This is a genomic window from Citrobacter sp. 506 (genome assembly GCF_050434985.1).
GTDB classification, from domain to species: domain Bacteria; phylum Pseudomonadota; class Gammaproteobacteria; order Enterobacterales; family Enterobacteriaceae; genus Citrobacter; species Citrobacter braakii.
On the sequence record NZ_JBNDJN010000002.1, the window covers coordinates 124,106 to 141,664 of the forward strand.

The window sequence follows — 17,559 nt, forward strand, 5'->3', positions numbered from 1 at the left end:
GGTGGCCTGACGAGAGTTAGCGCGCTATTCGCCCTACTCAACCTGGTCGCTGTAATATAAAAAACGCGTAATGGCATTGGAGATATGTTTTTGCCGGTGATGAACGCGCCAGAGAGTGCGCACTAAACGCGGCAGTGGCACGGTAACTTCGCTCAGCGTCCCTGCCTGTAACTGCTCCGCAATGACCCGACGCGACAAACAGCTGATCCCGAGACCATGGCGCACCGCATGCTTAATGGCCTCGGAGTTCCCCAACTCCATCGCCATCTGAAATCTTGGCAGATGAGACAACAGCAGGTAATCCACCAGTTCACGCGTACCCGATCCTCGCTCACGCAGGATCCACGGCGAAGCAGCCAGCTGTTCCAGCGTAATGGGCCCCTTTGTGAGCGGTGACGACGGTGCCGCAAACACCACCAGTTCGTCCTCCAGCCACGGTTCAGAGATGATTTCCGTACTGTGACACGGCCCTTCAATCAGCCCGATGTCTACCCGAAAATCCAGCACCGCATTGATCACGTCCTGGCTGTTGCCCACGCTAAGTTCCAGCGGCAAATCGGGGAAGTCCTGGCGATAACGGGCGATCATGGCGGGCAGAATATAATTACCGATGGTGCTACTGGCATAGACCCGAATGGCGCCATTATCTTTGCGAAAAAGCTGTTCGATTTCGGTCGTTTGCTCAAGTAACGCCAGCGCGCGCGGATAAAGCAAGCGTCCGTGTTCGTTAACCACCAGCCGTTTGCCGACACGGTCAAACAGTTGCACGCCAAGTTGCCCTTCCAGATCGGTAAGCGCCGCACTCACCGCCGACTGCGACAATGCCAGCATGACAGATGCCTGGGTCGTTGAGCCGCTTTTTAGTACCTCAGCAAACACTTCAAGTTGTCGCAGGGTGATATGCATAGTCGTTTTCCACCGGATAGCCGTTACTTATACCCTAAATAATTCGAGTTGCAGGAAGGCGGCAAGAGAGAGCATCCCCCGGAGCGTACTTAAGTACGTGACTGGGGTAAACGAGCGCAGCCAACGCACATGCAACTTGAAGTATGACGGGTATACCACTTATATAGATTAATTATAAATATATAATCAATTTTATTTTTAAACCACTTCGCCTTACTCTTTTACCCAGATAAAGGAGAAGGATATGACAGAACTCACCTTACAGACTCATCGTCGTACAGCGTGGCATTTTATTCCGGGGCTTGCCCTGAGTGCAGTTATCACTGGGGTCGCCTTATGGGGAGGATCCATTCCCGCCGTCGCAGGTGCCGGGTTCAGCGCCCTCACCTTAGCCATCTTATTGGGGATGATTCTCGGCAACACCGTCTATCCGCACATCTGGAAAAGCTGTGACAGCGGCGTGCTGTTCGCGAAACAACATTTATTACGTCTGGGGATTATCCTCTACGGTTTCCGCCTCACCTTCGCGCAAATTGCTGACGTCGGCGTCAGCGGTATCGTGATTGATGTATTAACGCTAAGCAGCACCTTTATGATTGCCTGTTTCCTGGGGCAGAAAGTATTTGGTCTGGACCGTCACACCAGCTGGCTGATTGGCGCGGGGAGCAGCATTTGTGGTGCCGCCGCCGTGCTGGCAACCGAACCAGTGGTGAAAGCAGAAGCCAGTAAAGTGACCGTCGCTGTCGCCACCGTGGTTATCTTCGGTACTATCGCTATCTTCCTGTATCCGGCGATGTATCCGTTGCTTTCACACTGGTTTAGCCCAGAAACCTACGGCATTTACATTGGCTCCACCATGCATGAAGTTGCACAGGTTGTGGCTGCCGGGCACGCCATTAGCCCGGATGCGGAAAACGCCGCGGTTATTGCCAAAATGCTGCGCGTCATGATGCTGGCACCGTTCCTTATCCTCCTGGCCGCACGCGTTAAACAACTGTCTCCGGCCACGGGCGGTGAGAAGAGCAAAATAACCATTCCATGGTTTGCCATCCTGTTCATTGTGGTCGCAATTTTTAACTCGTTCCACCTGCTGCCACAGTCAGTAGTGAACATGCTGGTAACGCTGGACACCATTTTGCTGGCAATGGCGATGGCTGCCCTGGGGCTGACCACGCACGTTAGCGCGCTGAAAAAAGCCGGTGCCAAACCGTTACTGATGGCCCTGCTGCTGTTTGTCTGGCTGATTGTGGGTGGCGGTGCGATTAACGTCGCTATCCACGCGCTGATGGCATAAACGATCACGACTCACCTCTATTAACCCGCTATACTCTCCCTTTTTGTATTTGAGTATGGCGGGTTAAATTTATGAAATATATCGGAGCGCACGTAAGCGCCGCTGGCGGTCTGGCTAACGCCGCTATTCGAGCCGCAGAAATCGAAGCGACCGCATTCGCCCTGTTCACCAAAAATCAGCGCCAGTGGCGTGCCGCGCCGCTGACCACCGAAATCATTGATGATTTTAAATCTGCCTGCGAGAAGTATCATTATACTGCCGCCCAGATCCTGCCTCACGACAGTTACCTGATTAACCTCGGTCATCCGGTTAGCGATGCGCTGGAAAAATCACGTGATGCGTTTATAGATGAAATGCAGCGCTGTGAACTGCTGGGCTTATCCTTGCTGAACTTTCACCCGGGCAGCCATTTGATGCAGATCCCGGAAGATGAATGTCTGGCCCGCATTGCCGAATCCATCAACATCGCCCTTGCTCAGACCCAGGGCGTTACGGCAGTTATCGAAAATACCGCCGGACAAGGCAGCAACCTTGGATTTAAGTTTGAGCACCTTGCCGCCATTATCGACGGCGTCGAAGACAAGTCCCGCGTCGGCGTCTGTATTGATACCTGCCATGCCTTCGCGGCCGGTTACGATTTGCGCTCCGTCGAGGAATGCGAAAAGACGTTTGCGGAATTTGAACGTATTGTCGGCTTCAGGTACCTACGCGGTATGCACCTGAACGACGCCAAGAGCGCATTTGGCAGTCGCGTTGACCGTCACCACAGCTTAGGTGAAGGCAATATTGGCCACGATGCGTTCCGTTGGATCATGCAGGACAATCGTTTTGACGGCATTCCGCTGGTGCTGGAAACGATTAATCCAGATATCTGGGCAGAAGAGATTGCCTGGCTGAAAGCCCAGCAAACAGAAAAAGCGGTGGCATAATCATGAACGACAGGGAAAAGCAGATCCTTAAGATCCTGCGTCGCAATCCGTTGATTCAGCAGAATGAAATCGCCGATATTTTGCAGATCAGCCGTTCACGCGTTGCTGCGCATATTATGGATTTGATGCGTAAAGGCATGATCAAAGGTAAAGGTTATATCCTTACCGAACAGGATTATTGCGTGGTTGTTGGGGCGATCAATATGGATATTCGTGGTGTTGCTGACATCCACTATCCTCAGGCTGCCTCTAACCCTGGTAGCATTCACTGCTCGGCAGGCGGCGTGGGACGTAACATCGCCCACAACCTGGCGCTGCTGGGCCGTGACGTCCACTTAATTTCCGCTGTTGGCAGTGATTTCTATGGCGAAACATTGCTGGAACAAACGCGTCAGGCCGGTGTTAACGTTTCCAGTTGCATACGCCTGCATGGACATAACACCTCAACTTACCTGTCGATCGCTAATCAGCAGGAAGAGACCGTACTGGCAATTAACGATACCCATATCCTGCAACAATTGACGCCGCAGTTACTGAACAGTTCGCGAGATTTGATCCGCCATTCCGGTGTCGTACTGGCAGATTGCAATCTGACTGCCGAAGCCATTGAGTGGGTCTTTACTATTGCTGATGATATTCCGGTATTCATTGACACCGTTTCAGAGTTCAAAGCGGCAAAAATGAAGACCTGGTTTACGCGTATTCATACGCTAAAACCAACGCAGAAAGAGCTGGCGATTTTGTGGGGTCAACCTATTCATTCAGATGCCGATCGCGTACTGGCCGTTAACAGTCTCCATCAGCAAGGGGTAAAACGAATCTTTGTTTGCCTGGAAGATGAATCCGTTTTTTGCAGCGAAAAGGACGGAGAACAGTTTTTACTGACGCCTCCTGAGCATACGGTTGTAGACAGTTTTGGCGCCGACGATGCTTTTATGGCGGGATTGCTGTACAGCTTTCTGGAAGGTAGTGAATTTCGTGAAAGCGCTCACTTTGCCATGGCCTGCGCGGCATTATCGCGAGCCAGCGTCAGCATCAACAACCCAACTCTCTCAGCAGATAACGCCTTGTATTTGCTGCAAACTGCTTAAATGTAATGCCGGATGGCGCTACGCGTATCCGGCATTATTTTCGCTATGCCAGCCCGATAAAGAAACCGGCTATAGTGGCGCTCATCAGGTTTGACAGCGTTGCTGCTGCCAGCGCGCGCATGCCAAGCTGCGCGATTTCCGGGGCACGCTGTGGCGCTATCGCCGAAAATGCCCCGACGACAACGCCAATCGAACCAAAGTTAGCGAAACCGCACAGCGCGAACGAGATAATCGCAATGGTCTTCACATCCAGCGTTCCACCCGTTTGCAGATACGGCGAGAAGTTGAGATAAGCGACAAACTCATTAATCGCCAGCTTCTGTCCGATCAGGCTGCCTGCCAGCGTCGCATCGCCCCAGTCCACACCCATAATCCACGCCAGCGGGGCTAGCGCATAGCCAAAGATCCCTTCCAGAGTGGCATGACCAAAGCCAAACCACCCACCAATTCCGCCAATAATGCCGTTAATCAGCGCGATAATGGCAACAAATGCCATTACGACCGTCGCCACGCCAGCAGCAATTTTCAGCCCGGTCATCGCTCCGCTCGCCGCTGCTTCGATGATGCTTTTCGGTGGCGTTTCAGTAAATGACAGGTTCTCAAAGGTGACGCGAGATTCTTCAGTTGCCGGACTCAGCATACGCGCGAACAAAATACCGCCAGGGATTGCCATCAACGATGCCGCCAGCAAATAGTCAATCGGAACGCCCATTCCGGCGTAACCGATCATCATTGAGCCAGCAATCGAGGCCATCCCGCTACAAATAGCGGTAAACAGCTCATTGCGATTCAGGCGGTCAATAAACGGCTTCACGATCGCCGGGATCTCGTTTTGCCCGAGGAAAATCGTCGTTACGGCGACAAATGACTCGATCTTACTGATGTTCAGCGCTTTCTGGAAAATACCGCCGAGGATGCGGATCAACAGCCCCATCACGCCAATGTAGTAGAGAAGACTGATCAGTGCGGTCACAAAAATGATGGCCGGTAGCACCCGAAAAGCAAAGATAAACCCGGCTCCGTCAAACAGCACATCCATTTTTGGCCCAACCAGGGAGCCAAAGATAAATGCGCTTCCCGCGTCACTGTATGACATCACCTTGTGGACACCGAGCGCAGCCTGTTCAACCAGCCATTTTCCCGGCGGGAAGTACAGCATAATGCCGCCGATTGCGATTTGCAGTACCAGTGCAGCCCCGACCGTGCGCAGACTGATACGTTTTTTATTTACTGACAGCAGAAACGCGATGGCCAGTAATACCACCATACCCACAACACTTCTCATTATATCCATAATGAAATTCCCTTCATGCCAGGAAACCCGGCGTTATCGCCAGGTTTTGGTAGGTTTGATATTCGCGGGCGACCGCATTCTGCCCGGGAAATTCTGTCAGACGAGGCGCTGATACTCCTTCGCAATTTCACAGGCCAGTACCGCATTGTTGAACACCAGCTGAATATTTGATTTCAGGCTGTCACCACCGGTCAGCTCTGCAACCCGCGCTAACAGGAACGGCGTACTCTCTTTGCCCACAACGCCCTGATCTTCCGCTTCTTTTACCGCCCGATCGATTGCCGCATTAATTTTCTCTTCGGCCATCGCAAACTGCTCTGGGATGGGGTTCGCAACAACCAGACCGCCGTCGAGACCCGTTTGCCATTTCACCGCCATGGCACGGGCAATCTCTTGCGCACTGTCCAGACGGATACTGACCTCAAACGGACTGGTACGGCAGAAAAATGCTGGCAACGCGTTGGTTTGATAACCAATTAACGGCACACCAAAGGTTTCTAAATATTCAGTAGTTAAGCCGAGATCAAGAATAGATTTCGCCCCGGCACAAATTACCGTGACATTGGTATGCGCCAGTTCTTGCAGATCCGCGGAAATATCAAAGGTATGTTCAGCACCACGATGAACTCCACCTATTCCCCCTGTCGCAAATACTTTAATTCCCGCCAGGGCGGCAATAATCATGGTTGAGGCAACAGTCGTTGCACCATTTTTTCCTGCCGCGACCACAAACGGCAAATCACGACGACTTACTTTCGTAACGCTATGACCTTCTCGCCCAAGCAGCTCAATTTCATCTTTGCTTAAACCAACTTTCATTATTCCGCCAATAATGGCAATGGTCGCAGGAACCGCACCGTGTTTACGAATTGTTTCTTCTACTTCAATCGCTGTCTGGGCATTCTGCGGAAATGGCATACCATGAGAAATAATGGTTGATTCAAGTGCAACAATCGGCTTCTTACTGTTTAATGCTTCCTGTACTTCTGGAGATATTTGTAATAATTCAGAGGAAAGAGTTAATTCAGACATTCTGTGTTCTCCACTAATGAGCTTACATTCGCAACAGACAAATCAGGGTTATTGGTATATTCACAGGCTAACGCCATTGATGAACAACCCTGCGCAAATCGAACCGAATCAATAAAGGGCATGCCGTCTACCCAGCAGGAAGCCAGTCCAGCCATCATCGCATCGCCAGCTCCGGTAACATTAATGACGTGAGTTTTAATCGGCAGCGACCAACCACGACTCCCCGCAATATCACTGTAATAAACACCGTCGCCGCCCATGCTGAGCACCAGCCTATTTAAGCCGCGATCATGAAACCAGGCGGCGACTTTACCCACGTCATCACGCCCGGAAAGCGCAATACCGCTTAGCGTTTCGGCTTCAAGCCGGTTGGGTTTAAGAGTGTGAATTTGTGCAAGCCGCTCGCGAATTTTGACGCATTTCCATGCCGATACCGGGTCAACAAACACCGGAACCTCTCCGGCATTTTCCAGCACCCATGCCAGGGCATCTTCGCTGATATTGCAATCGGCGACGATGACTTTCGCCTGCCGAATAAAATCATGATGCTGTGATAAAAAATCTGCTGAAATATGTTCGGTAATGCTCATATCATTAATGGCAACCAACATTTCACCGGTGTTATCAAGCAATGATAAATAACTGGACGTATTCTCTCCGGGAACGATAAGACACTTATCAACATGAACTCCGGATTGATTGGTTTGCGCCAATAACGATTGTCCATAAAAATCATTACCAACCGCCGTCAGTAACCATGAATTTTTCCCCAGCAGCGCGAGATTATGTGCAATGTTACGTCCAACTCCGCCGGGGGTGAATTTTATCTTTCCTGGATTCGAATCCGCATAATTTAGAGAAGCATGCGAATACCCAGCAACATCCATATTGGCCGAGCCAATAGTTACTATGTATTCCTTTTCACGCATAGCACGTCCCCTGGCAATTAACTTGCCACAAATGAGTTCGTTAAAAATAACCAACGCCACACATCAGGCTATTAGAGCACATGTTCACTATCAAACATGTGTTCATAGTAAGCGTGTTTTTGACAAAGTAAATCCATATTCAAGATCTAAACTCAATAGATATGAACAGAATCACAATTTTTTATAGATACAGTCTGTAAAGGAAAGAGAAAATGAGAGGTAGTACACAATTCAAGCAGTCTAAAGAGTTTAACTCCGGCATAACCGGAGATTTTTCAGATGCGCCAGACGATCCGGTTCGTATCAACTGAGCGAAACAAGGTCCTCTGGCATATGGTTGTACAAAATCCGCCAGAAGTGCTCAGCCGTTTTATTCAACCGGGTATCCATTCGGTAAATATAAGCCTGAATAGGCACCATCAGTTCCGGCGTCTGCAGACAAACCAGCCGCTTTTCGCGCAGTTCGTTTACGATTGTCCACGCCGGCAGCCAGGCGATACCATGCCCATCCAATGCCATATTTTTTAATAACTCACTCATCGAAGACATAAACAGCGTTCGGGCTGAAATGCCGCCTACTTCCGCCAGATGACGGTTTACCAATCTTCCCATGTAGGATGTGCTGGTATAGTTCAGAATCGGTGCCTGCGACTGATAGATATCAAACAACGCCTTACCCTGCGCATCTGCAGCACAAACGGGGTACAGTTCAGACTCAAAAACCTTCAAGCCGCAGAAAGGTGACTGCATTAAGTCTTCATCCCGAAAGGAGATAATAAAATCGCTTTTCCCCTCGCGCAGAGTATTCACCGCCTGAACAACATCAATAGCTTCAACGTGATAGACAAACTCCTCCCCCCAGGCCGCCATTGAGTGCACCAATCTGGGCAACATCGTCAGCGACAAAGAATGTGCCGCCGCTATTTTGATATTGGGTACACCCAGTAAATTGTGGCCGCTTAGCTCATCCAGATTACATTCCAGCTGTTGCAACAAACTACGGGTTTGCGAATGAAATAGCTTGCCCTCCTCCGTGAGTTGCAGTGGGCTCGTTGTGCGATCAAAAAGCAGCACACCCACGGCTGATTCGAGCGCCTTGATCCGCCGACTAAATGCCGGTTGGGATATGTTACGCTCCTCAGCTGCCTGGGAAAAATGACGGCATGCCTCCAACGTCAGAAAATCATATAACCATTTTGTCTCAATATTTTTCATGCTTATCACGCGGATATTTAAATATGCCTATTAGCCTTAAAGCATCATGCCTGAATAGTTCCGGAGATGACATTCATCATTAGCGCCCCGTGATTCGTTTTTTGCATCAAGGCTTCATTTTTAACATTAACATACTTCTCTCCCTATCGGTTACGACCGCTTGTCCGCTGCGTAACGCGGAGCCTCTGGCCGAATACCGGCCTGCTGAGGTTACACAATAAACCACAGTCATGCGGTTTTTGCATTAAGCCATACATTATTGCATTTCTCCTCACGTCTCACTGCTGTTAAACATTATCAGCAGACACAACCCGGCTCTGAATATTAATCATCGGTGAATTGAGGTATATATCGTGAAAGGTTTAATTGGCGTGCTTGGTGGTATGGGACCTGCTGCAACGGTCGATCTGTTTAATAAATTCGTCACTTTTACCGCTGCGCAACGTGACCAGGAACATATCCCCTTAATTATTTCATCTATTCCTGACATTCCTGACCGAACCGACGCGTTAATGCATCATGGTCATTCCCCTCTTCCGGCAATGCGCGATTATATGCATAAACTCGAAGATGCTGGCGCCGAGTGTATTGTGATCCCCTGTAACACCGCCCACTTTTGGTTTAATGAATTAAAAGCGTGCTGCCATACAGAGTTGCTCAGTATCGTTGAAACGACCATCAATGAGGTTAAAAACTGCGGGAAATCGCAAGTCGGATTACTCGCCACCAACGCCACTTTATACATGGGCCTCTATCAAAAAGGCATAGAATCTCTTGGGTTAACCTGCATCAGCCCTGACTCATCCAGTCAGGAAAAAGTGATGGAAAGCATTTATTGCTTAAAAGCTGGTGATGCTAAGCGGGCGCAAACGCTGATGAATGAACAGGCTGAAGCACTCTTCTCACGCGGGGCACAAGTCATCGTGCTCGGATGTACTGAAGTTCCTGTCATTCTTGCTGAAGCCGTCAAAAAGTCACCTGAAAAATATATTGATTCAACCGGTTCGTTGGTTCGTGCCGGTATTAAATGGTACGAGAAACGCGTGGGTAAAAATCACCTTTTGGCACAATGAATGTCCCTACCTGTTTAATTGTTGCATTAAATAAAAATCCATTTTAATTACAAATTACTCTCTGGCGGAGGCCATTATGATTTGGCTAGAAATTATCGTAGTGTTGGGCGCAATATTTTTCGGTATCCGCCTTGGCGGAATTGGTATTGGTTTATGTGGCGGGCTGGGGCTGGCTATTTTAACGCTGGGATTTGGGCTGCAAATTGGTTCACCACCCGTTGACGTTATTCTTATTATTATGACGGTGGTGGTGGCGGCATCGGCGCTACAGGCCGCCGGAGGCATGGATTATCTGGTTCGCATTGCCGGTAATTTTATGCGCCGTAACCCTAAATATATCAATATTATTGCGCCGATTATTACCTGGTCGATGACGATTATGGCGGGAACAGGGTTCATCGTCTTTTCTACTCTGCCAGTGATTGCCGAAGTTGCCAAAGAGTCAGGAATTCGCCCTTCCCGTACGCTCGCAGGCTCCGTAGTCGCTTCTCAGGTGGCGATATCCGGTTCGCCGATCAGTGCCGCAATGGCCGCTATGCTGACTATTATGGAAGGCAACGGTATCAGCTTTATTCAGGTCATGGCGGTTTGTCTGCCTGCCTCATTTGTCGCCGCGATGGTCGCCGCTTTTATCGCCTCACGTCAGGGATGTGAGCTACAGGATGATGAAGTCTATCTGGAACGCCTGCAAAAAGGACTGGTGCGTAAATATGCAGGGCAAAACAGCACAACGCCAGGTGCCAGACTGTCAGTCGCCCTGTTTATGCTGGCAACGGTGGTCATCGTTATTCTTGCCGCATGCCCTCAATTGCGCCCTGGATTCGATGCAGGTAACCCCATGAATACCCGGGATATTATCATTATCTGCATGCTAGCTGCCGCGTGTCTGATGGTGGTGCTATGCAAAACATCAACAGACGCCATTGTCCTGACATCCACGTTTCGCGCGGGTATGAGTTCGTTGGCAGTGATTCTGGGGATTGTTACGCTGGGCACAACTTTCATTGATGCCCACTTAACGGAGATAAAGGATATCGCGGGCGATATCCTACGGGCTTATCCGATGCTGTTGGCGCTGGTGCTGTTTGGTACCTGCGCGCTTCTCTATTCGCAGGGAGCCACCACGCCGCTGATTATCCCTCTTGCCGTCGCGCTCGGCGTACCCACATGGGCCATTCTGGCTTCCTATGTCGCAGTGACCGGCGTGTTTGTTCTGCCAACTTATCCGACTTCGCTGGCGGCAATGGAGTTCGACACCACTGGGACAACGCGCGTGGGTAAGTATGTCTTAAACCATCCGTTTATGTTGCCAGGGCTTGGCGGGATCATTGCTGGCGTTGCCTTTGGTTTTATCATCGCGCCAATGATTGCCTGAACCGGTTTAACACTACCAGGCAGATCTTATGGATAAAAAAAGGGGCAGAGAAATCTCTGCCCCGGATGTCAGCGTTAAATCAGGCCGCCTTTGCCACAACCTCTGCTTCCGGGCGTTTCAGCACCGCGTAGGAGAGACCGGCTACCAACGTACCGGCAATAATGGCCAGCAGGTATCCAACCACCGGAGTGATTGCGCCAGGGATTAACAGCACGAACAGACCGCCGTGCGGCGCCATCAGCTTAGCCCCCACCGCCATCGAGATAGCTCCGGTAATCGCGCCGCCAACGATACAGCAAGGCAGAACGCGCATCGGGTCACGGGCAGCAAATGGGATAGCCCCTTCGGTAATAAAGCACAGGCCCAGTACCAGCGCAGCTTTACCGCCTTCCTGCTGCGCTTTGTCGAACTTACGACGCGCCACCAGCGTTGCCAGCCCCAGGGCCAGCGGAGGCACCATACCCGCCGCCATAATCGCCGCCATCGGCGCGTAGGTTTGCGTACTAAGCAGGCCCACACCGAAAGCATACGCCGCTTTGTTAACCGGACCGCCCATATCGGTACACATCATGCCGCCAAGAATCGCTCCAAGCAGCACCGCGTTCGCGGTTCCCATGGTTTGCAGCCAGTGGGTCAGACCTTCCAGAATGCCCGCCACTGGTTTACCGATCAGGTAGATCATGGCCAGACCAACCACCAGGCTTGAGAGCAGCGGAATGATCAGGATCGGTTTCAGCGCTTCCATACTCTGCGGGAGTTTCAGCTTCGTGCTGATGAGCTTCGCCACATAACCGGCAAGGAAACCGGCAATAATCCCGCCAATAAAGCCGGAACCGGTGCTCACCGCCAGCATACCGCCGATAAGACCAGGCGTCAGACCCGGACGGTCAGCGATGGAAAACGCGATGTAGCCCGCCAGAACCGGCACCATCAGCGCGAAAGCTGAACCACCGCCAATCTGCATCAGCGCCGCCGCCAGCGTACCCTGTTCCTTGAACGCTTCGATACCAAAAGCGAATGAGAGTGCAATACACAGACCGCCAGCAACCACCATCGGTAACATGTAGGATACGCCCGTCAGCAGGTGACGATACGCGCCAGCGCTCTCTTTCTTACCTTCAGTGGTTGCAGACTGCGCTTTGCCGGCTGGCTGGTACGGCGTTGCTTCTTCCAGCGCTTTATCCAGCTCCTGCTTCGTTTTCTTCAGCGCAAGGCCAGTAGAAGTACGGTACATTGGTTTTCCGGCAAACTTCGCCAGATCAACTTCAATGTCAGCCGCCACAATCACCAGATCCGCCTGAGCCACCTCTTCCGGCGTAATGGCATTGCCTGCGCCAACAGAACCACGGGTTTCAACCTTCACCCACCAGCCACGTTTTTTCGCTTCCGTTTCAATAGCTTCAGCGGCCATAAACGTATGGGCAACGCCAGTTGGACAAGCCGTCACCGCCACCACGCGTTTTGGACCACTACTGGCCACGGACGCTGTCGCAACCGGAGCGCTATAAGGTTTTGCGTGGCCTTTCGCTTCACTGAGGAAAAGTTCAGGATGCGCAACCGCACGACCAATATCGCCCAGCCAGACTTTTTTGCCGTTCAGCGAACTGTCGGCAGGAAGCGTGTCGCCCAGAACAATTGCCAGTTCGGCATCATTAGGATTATCAATAATTTCCAGATGTGCTTTCTGCGCCGCCGCTCCAAGCAGGGTTTTCGCCATATAAGCGCGAGCCTGGCCGAGATTAGCGTCAATAATCAGCAGCGTTTTCATTATGCCTCTCCTGCTGTCAGTTAAACGGTTTTAAGTCGACACGCGCCATCATTGCGGCCAACTGAGGACGATCGGTAATGCCCACATTGCTTTGGCTTACCGCCAGGGCGGCAACAGCGGTTGCCAGACGCAGGGTGTGTTCACTGGATTCACGCATCAGCAGGCCGTAAATCAGGCCACCAACCATTGAATCACCCGCGCCTACGGTGCTTACCACCTCGACTGACGGCGGTTTAGCAATCCACTCACCCGAAGCGTTAACCCACAGCGCACCTTCCGCGCCAAGTGAAATCACCACGTGAGCAATACCCTGCTCGCGCAACGCATGTGCAGCTTCAATCACATCTTTCATTTCTGGCAGCTTACGGCCTGCCCAGATTTCCAGTTCACGACGGTTTGGTTTCACCAGCCACGGTGCCGCTTTCAGACCGGCCACTAATGCTTCACGACTACTATCAAAGATAATGCAAGGACACTGACTGCGCAGGCGCGTCATCCAGTCGGTGAATGCTTCCGGGCTAACGCCGGTCGGCAAACTGCCGCTGACGCACACCATGTCGAACTGGCCCAGCCAGCTCAGCGAGTCATTCACAAAGCGTTCCCAGTCAGCCGGGGTGACTTCAAAGCCGGAGAAATTGAAATCGGACACTTCGCCGTCTTTTTCGGTCAGCTTAACGTTGATACGCGTACGCCCCTGTACAACCTGAAAACGGTTGGCGATACCCAGCTCGCTGAACAACTGCTGAAAACCATCCTGGTTGTCTTTACCGAGGAAACCGCCCACCGTTACATCGATACCTAAATCTTTCAGAACCTTAGCGACGTTAATCCCTTTCCCTGCCGCATGCAGACCGGTCGTTTTAACCAGGTTCACTTCACCGCGTTCAATTTCCGGGCAGAAACCCACCAGATCGTAGGCTGGGTTAAGGGTGATAGTAGCAACACGTCTGCTCATTACGCGCCCTCCCCAAGACCCGCCGCGATGGCTTCGCCAATCGCTTTCAGCGCCTGTTCAGCATCTTCACCCTGGGCGGTACAGCGCAGGTGATGTCCTTTCTTCACGCCTAATGCCACAACTTTCATCAGACTGCGTCCATTCGCCGGCTTGCCGGTTCCATCAAGATTTGTCACGGTAATTTCACTGTTAAATTGTTTAATCGTATTCACCAGCATGGTGCCCGGGCGGGCGTGTAAACCATGCTCATTGCGCACTATAAATTCGGCGCTCAGTACATCATCAGTTAAGGCATCATCGCTGGTCAGCAGCGCCAGCACCGTTGCCGCATCGGCTTTCAACAAACGGTCAGCTTTATTATTCAGCAGCAGATCGCCAAGGCGCTTCAGCACCGCAACCGGTTGTTCGTCATTCATGGCGACGGTCACCAGCAGGGCTGCCGCTTCGCCTTGTACATCGAACGCTGTTGCTGCGCGGCTGACCGCAACGGCGCTGCGCACATTGCCTTCAGCACAGTCATTCAGCCAGATCCCCTGACCGAGATTCATCGGTTGCTCATTAATGGCTCTGGCCACAAAGGTGGCGTCAACCGCGCCGACCTCTTTCAGCCGTGCGGCGTTGAGCGCCTGCAGCGTGACCAGCGAGTTGGCAACGACGTCCAGCGACAGCGTTTCGTTATCAAGCTTCAGCTGTTCGCTTTGCTTTTCCCCCATCAGCAACGCGCGCAACTCTTCCGCCGTGGTCGCAGATTTCAGCTGTTCAGCGACGGAGTCATCGCTCAGCACATGCGTCAGCTGACGCAGTAAACCGAGGTGCTCATCAGAGCTGGCGGCGATGCCGATTGCCACATAAGCAACCTGCCCTTCACCCCAGATCACACCCTGCGGAAACTGAAACACCTGCACACCGGTTTTCAGCACCCGATCGCGCGTGTCCGTCGTACCGTGAGGAATAGCAATACCGTTGCCGAGGAACGTGGACGTCTGTTGTTCACGCGCCAGCATGCCATCGACGTAGCCTTCCGCTACGTTACCTGCCAGCACTAAGGCAGCGGCAACCTGGCGAATAGCCTCTTCTTTATTCCCGGCCTGTTCGCCCGGGTGAATATCCTGAACAGATAACTGGAACATGGTTCTCCTCTCCCGCTGATTTGAAACGATTCAGCTAACATGAGAAAAAAGGCGTCACCTGACTCCATCAGTTATGGCAAGATGACGCTGAAACGTTTCAAGAAGTCTTGCTCTTTTTTCTTCAGCACACAAGTAAAGTTGACAAATTACTTGCTGAATTTAGAGATAACGCACATTTTTTCCGCGGATGAGAAAAAATTGCTGACGCAAAAACGGCGTCAGCTTGTCAGATTCAGCAGCGTCAGCAAGCAGCATTCTCTGACTGAAATGCTATTTTGATTTTTGATGCCGATTTTGATTTAGCTCCCTGTTTATTTTCTGACAAGCAGCGTAAACTCCGCGTCTCTTCACATTATTGATATCAAAACATGCACAACACCCCCGTAGCCGCCACACCCAAGGCGTTTGATTTAACGTCTTCGGCGTTCCTGCTTGTCGCATTTTTGACGGGTATCGCCGGTGCGTTGCAGACGCCAACGCTCAGCCTTTTTCTGACGGATGAAGTCCATGCCCGTCCCGGCATGGTCGGGTTCTTTTTTACCGGTAGCGCCGTGATCGGCATTTTGGTGAGTCAGTTTCTGGCCGGACGTTCGGATAAAAAAGGCGATCGCAAAAACCTGATTGTGTTTTGCTGCGTGCTGGGGATGTTGGCCTGCGTGCTGTTCGCCTGGAACCGTAACTATTTTATTCTGCTGTTTGTCGGGGTATTCCTCAGCAGTTTTGGTTCGACCGCCAACCCGCAAATGTTTGCTCTCGCCCGCGAGCACGCCGACCGTACGGGTCGGGAAGCCGTCATGTTCAGTTCAATATTACGTGCGCAGGTTTCGCTGGCCTGGGTGATTGGCCCGCCGCTGGCCTACGCGCTCGCCATGGGGTTTAGCTTTACGGTGATGTACCTCAGCGCGGCGGTGGCGTTTGTTGTCTGCGGCGTAATGGTCTGGCTGTTCTTACCCTCGATGAGTAAAAACGTGCCTCTCGCGACAGGCGCGGTAGAAGCCCCGCGCCGCAATCGACGCGACACGCTGCTACTGTTTGTTATCTGCACATTAATGTGGGGGACCAACAGTCTCTATATCATTAATATGCCGTTGTTTATTATCAACGAGCTGCATCTGCCGGAAAAGCTGGCGGGCATCATGATGGGAACTGCCGCGGGGCTGGAAATCCCAACCATGTTGATTGCCGGATACTTCGCGAAGCGTCTGGGCAAACGCCTGTTAATGAGAATCGCCGTTGTCGCCGGATTTTTCTTTTATGCCGGCATGCTGTTAGCCCACTCTCCGGCGATATTACTTGGCTTACAACTGCTGAACGCGATTTACATCGGCATCCTCGGCGGGATTGGCATGCTCTATTTCCAGGATCTGATGCCGGGACAAGCGGGTTCAGCTACAACTCTCTATACAAATACCATTCGCGTGGGCTGGATTATTGCCGGATCGTTGGCGGGTATTGCCGCTGAAATCTGGAACTATCACGCGGTATTCTGGTTTGCGTTGGTGATGATCGTCGCCACCGTCGCGTGTCTGACGCGCATCAAAGACGTTTAAGGTGCGGTCAGCGCCTCAAGCTCGATGAGATAGACCATGGCCTGGTGCGTCGTCTGTCCGCACATTTCCGCACTGGGCTGTAAACCGGCGCACACTTTTGGCCGCAGAGGCGAAGCAAAAATTTTACAACGCAGGGATTCATCCAGCTGAACGCATGGTGTATTAGCGGGCTTGCCATCAGGCATGCCGGGGATGGGACTGGAAATTGAAGGCGCGGTGCAACATGCACCACAATCCGGACGGCATTCCATACAGTACTCTCTTTATCGTAAACCATCGGATTGTGCAGGAAGCGCACAGTAACACCTTTTTTGCACCAGCAAAAGCATCAATTCCGCTTGCCTGAATGCCCCGGCGCGAGTAGTTTTACGCGATATTTTAGACACTCCTCATTACAGGATTTTTTCGATGCCAAGAGCGAACGAAATTAAAAAAGGTATGGTACTGAATTACAACGGCAAACTGCTGATTGTAAAAGATATTGATATTCAATCACCAACCGCACGTGGCGCCGCCACGCTGTACAAAATGCGTTTTTCTGATGTTCGTACCGGTCTGAAAGTTGAAGAGCGCTTCAAAGGTGATGACATCGTTGATACCGTCACCCTGAGCCGTCGTGGCGTTGATTTCTCCTATGTCGATGGCAACGAATATGTCTTCATGGATAAAGAAGACTATACCCCGTATACCTTCACCAAAGACCAGATCGAAGAAGAATTGCTGTTCATCCCGGAAGGCGGAATGCCGGATATGCAGGTACTGACCTGGGACGGCCAGCTGCTGGCGCTTGAACTGCCGCAAACGGTAGACCTGGAAATCGTTGAAACGGCACCAGGCATTAAAGGCGCGTCAGCAAGTGCGCGTAACAAACCAGCGACCATGAGCACCGGTCTGGTTATCCTGGTTCCTGAATATCTGAGTGCAGGTGAAAAAATCCGTATTCATATCGAAGAACGTCGCTACATGGGCCGCGCAGACTAATTTTTCTGCTGCGACACCGGTGAAAAGGGACAGCATT

At 51.6% G+C, this 17,559-nt stretch carries 16 protein-coding genes; 7 read left to right on the forward strand and 9 right to left on the reverse strand.

Going from position 1 to position 17,559, the window contains the following annotated elements; translation table 11 throughout:
* Window positions 1-33: 33 nt before the first annotated feature.
* Window positions 34-906: a DNA-binding transcriptional regulator YeiE gene (yieE, locus tag ABIE10_RS10655; RefSeq protein WP_047500977.1), complete on the reverse strand. Its 873-nt coding sequence runs from the start codon at window positions 904-906 to the stop codon at window positions 34-36.
* A gap of 244 nt (window positions 907-1,150) precedes the next feature.
* Between yieE and ABIE10_RS10660 the strand changes: the two genes are divergently transcribed.
* From ABIE10_RS10660 to ABIE10_RS10670, 3 genes are all read left to right on the forward strand, one after another.
* A complete protein-coding gene (locus ABIE10_RS10660) occupies window positions 1,151-2,200 on the forward strand; it encodes a YeiH family protein (RefSeq protein WP_429155622.1) in 1,050 nt (349 codons plus the stop codon).
* A 71-nt stretch (window positions 2,201-2,271) separates the two neighbouring features.
* Window positions 2,272-3,129, forward strand: coding sequence for a deoxyribonuclease IV (gene nfo, locus ABIE10_RS10665; RefSeq protein WP_046275457.1), 858 nt, complete (start codon window positions 2,272-2,274; stop codon window positions 3,127-3,129).
* Between the two features lie 2 nt (window positions 3,130-3,131).
* Window positions 3,132-4,220, forward strand: coding sequence for a sugar kinase (locus ABIE10_RS10670; protein WP_047416236.1), 1,089 nt, complete (start codon window positions 3,132-3,134; stop codon window positions 4,218-4,220).
* 43 nt (window positions 4,221-4,263) lie between these two features.
* On the opposite strand, the gene ABIE10_RS10675 is transcribed toward ABIE10_RS10670, so the two are convergent.
* The 4 genes from ABIE10_RS10675 to hypT form a co-directional block, all read right to left on the reverse strand.
* Window positions 4,264-5,514: a NupC/NupG family nucleoside CNT transporter gene (locus ABIE10_RS10675; protein WP_047359178.1), complete on the reverse strand. Its 1,251-nt coding sequence runs from the start codon at window positions 5,512-5,514 to the stop codon at window positions 4,264-4,266.
* Between the two features lie 96 nt (window positions 5,515-5,610).
* Window positions 5,611-6,546 (reverse strand): pseudouridine-5'-phosphate glycosidase, encoded by a 936-nt coding sequence (locus ABIE10_RS10680; RefSeq protein WP_016156984.1) that lies wholly within the window; start codon window positions 6,544-6,546, stop codon window positions 5,611-5,613.
* A complete protein-coding gene (locus tag ABIE10_RS10685; protein WP_181221497.1) occupies window positions 6,534-7,475 on the reverse strand; it encodes a pseudouridine kinase in 942 nt (313 codons plus the stop codon). Before ABIE10_RS10685 ends, ABIE10_RS10680 begins: the two co-directional genes overlap by 13 nt.
* 303 nt (window positions 7,476-7,778) lie before the next feature.
* Complete coding sequence (gene hypT / locus ABIE10_RS10690) at window positions 7,779-8,690, reverse strand: hypochlorite stress DNA-binding transcriptional regulator HypT (RefSeq protein ID WP_019077233.1); 912 nt, start codon at window positions 8,688-8,690, stop codon at window positions 7,779-7,781.
* Between the two features lie 353 nt (window positions 8,691-9,043).
* On the opposite strand from hypT, the gene ABIE10_RS10695 reads away from it, so the two are divergent.
* Both ABIE10_RS10695 and ABIE10_RS10700 read left to right on the forward strand, forming a co-directional pair.
* Complete coding sequence (locus ABIE10_RS10695; RefSeq protein WP_141875432.1) at window positions 9,044-9,763, forward strand: aspartate/glutamate racemase family protein; 720 nt, start codon at window positions 9,044-9,046, stop codon at window positions 9,761-9,763.
* 76 nt (window positions 9,764-9,839) lie between these two features.
* On the forward strand, window positions 9,840-11,138 hold the full coding sequence (locus ABIE10_RS10700; protein WP_141875433.1) for an anaerobic C4-dicarboxylate transporter: 1,299 nt from the start codon (window positions 9,840-9,842) through the stop codon (window positions 11,136-11,138).
* A 79-nt stretch (window positions 11,139-11,217) separates the two neighbouring features.
* Here the strand turns inward: ABIE10_RS10700 and fruA are convergent, their stop codons facing one another.
* The 3 genes from fruA to fruB are packed head-to-tail and all read right to left on the reverse strand — an operon-like array spanning window position 11,218 to window position 14,991.
* A complete protein-coding gene (gene fruA, locus ABIE10_RS10705) occupies window positions 11,218-12,906 on the reverse strand; it encodes a PTS fructose transporter subunit IIBC (RefSeq protein WP_016153736.1) in 1,689 nt (562 codons plus the stop codon).
* Between the two features lie 16 nt (window positions 12,907-12,922).
* On the reverse strand, window positions 12,923-13,861 hold the full coding sequence (gene fruK, locus ABIE10_RS10710) for a 1-phosphofructokinase (RefSeq protein WP_003834544.1): 939 nt from the start codon (window positions 13,859-13,861) through the stop codon (window positions 12,923-12,925).
* On the reverse strand, window positions 13,861-14,991 hold the full coding sequence (gene fruB / locus ABIE10_RS10715) for a fused PTS fructose transporter subunit IIA/HPr protein (protein ID WP_429155631.1): 1,131 nt from the start codon (window positions 14,989-14,991) through the stop codon (window positions 13,861-13,863). Before fruB ends, fruK begins: the two co-directional genes overlap by 1 nt.
* A 368-nt stretch (window positions 14,992-15,359) precedes the next feature.
* Between fruB and setB the strand changes: the two genes are divergently transcribed.
* Window positions 15,360-16,541, forward strand: a complete 1,182-nt coding sequence (gene setB / locus ABIE10_RS10720) for a sugar efflux transporter SetB (RefSeq protein WP_016153738.1) — start codon at window positions 15,360-15,362, stop codon at window positions 16,539-16,541.
* On the opposite strand, the gene ABIE10_RS10725 is transcribed toward setB, so the two are convergent.
* On the reverse strand, window positions 16,538-16,792 hold the full coding sequence (locus ABIE10_RS10725) for a YkgJ family cysteine cluster protein (protein ID WP_016153739.1): 255 nt from the start codon (window positions 16,790-16,792) through the stop codon (window positions 16,538-16,540). The genes setB and ABIE10_RS10725 overlap by 4 nt on opposite strands.
* A gap of 157 nt (window positions 16,793-16,949) precedes the next feature.
* Between ABIE10_RS10725 and yeiP the strand changes: the two genes are divergently transcribed.
* Window positions 16,950-17,522 carry an elongation factor P-like protein YeiP gene (gene yeiP / locus ABIE10_RS10730; protein WP_016153740.1) on the forward strand — a complete coding sequence of 191 codons (573 nt, stop codon included), beginning with the start codon at window positions 16,950-16,952 and terminating at the stop codon, window positions 17,520-17,522.
* The last annotated feature ends 37 nt before the right edge of the window (window positions 17,523-17,559 follow it).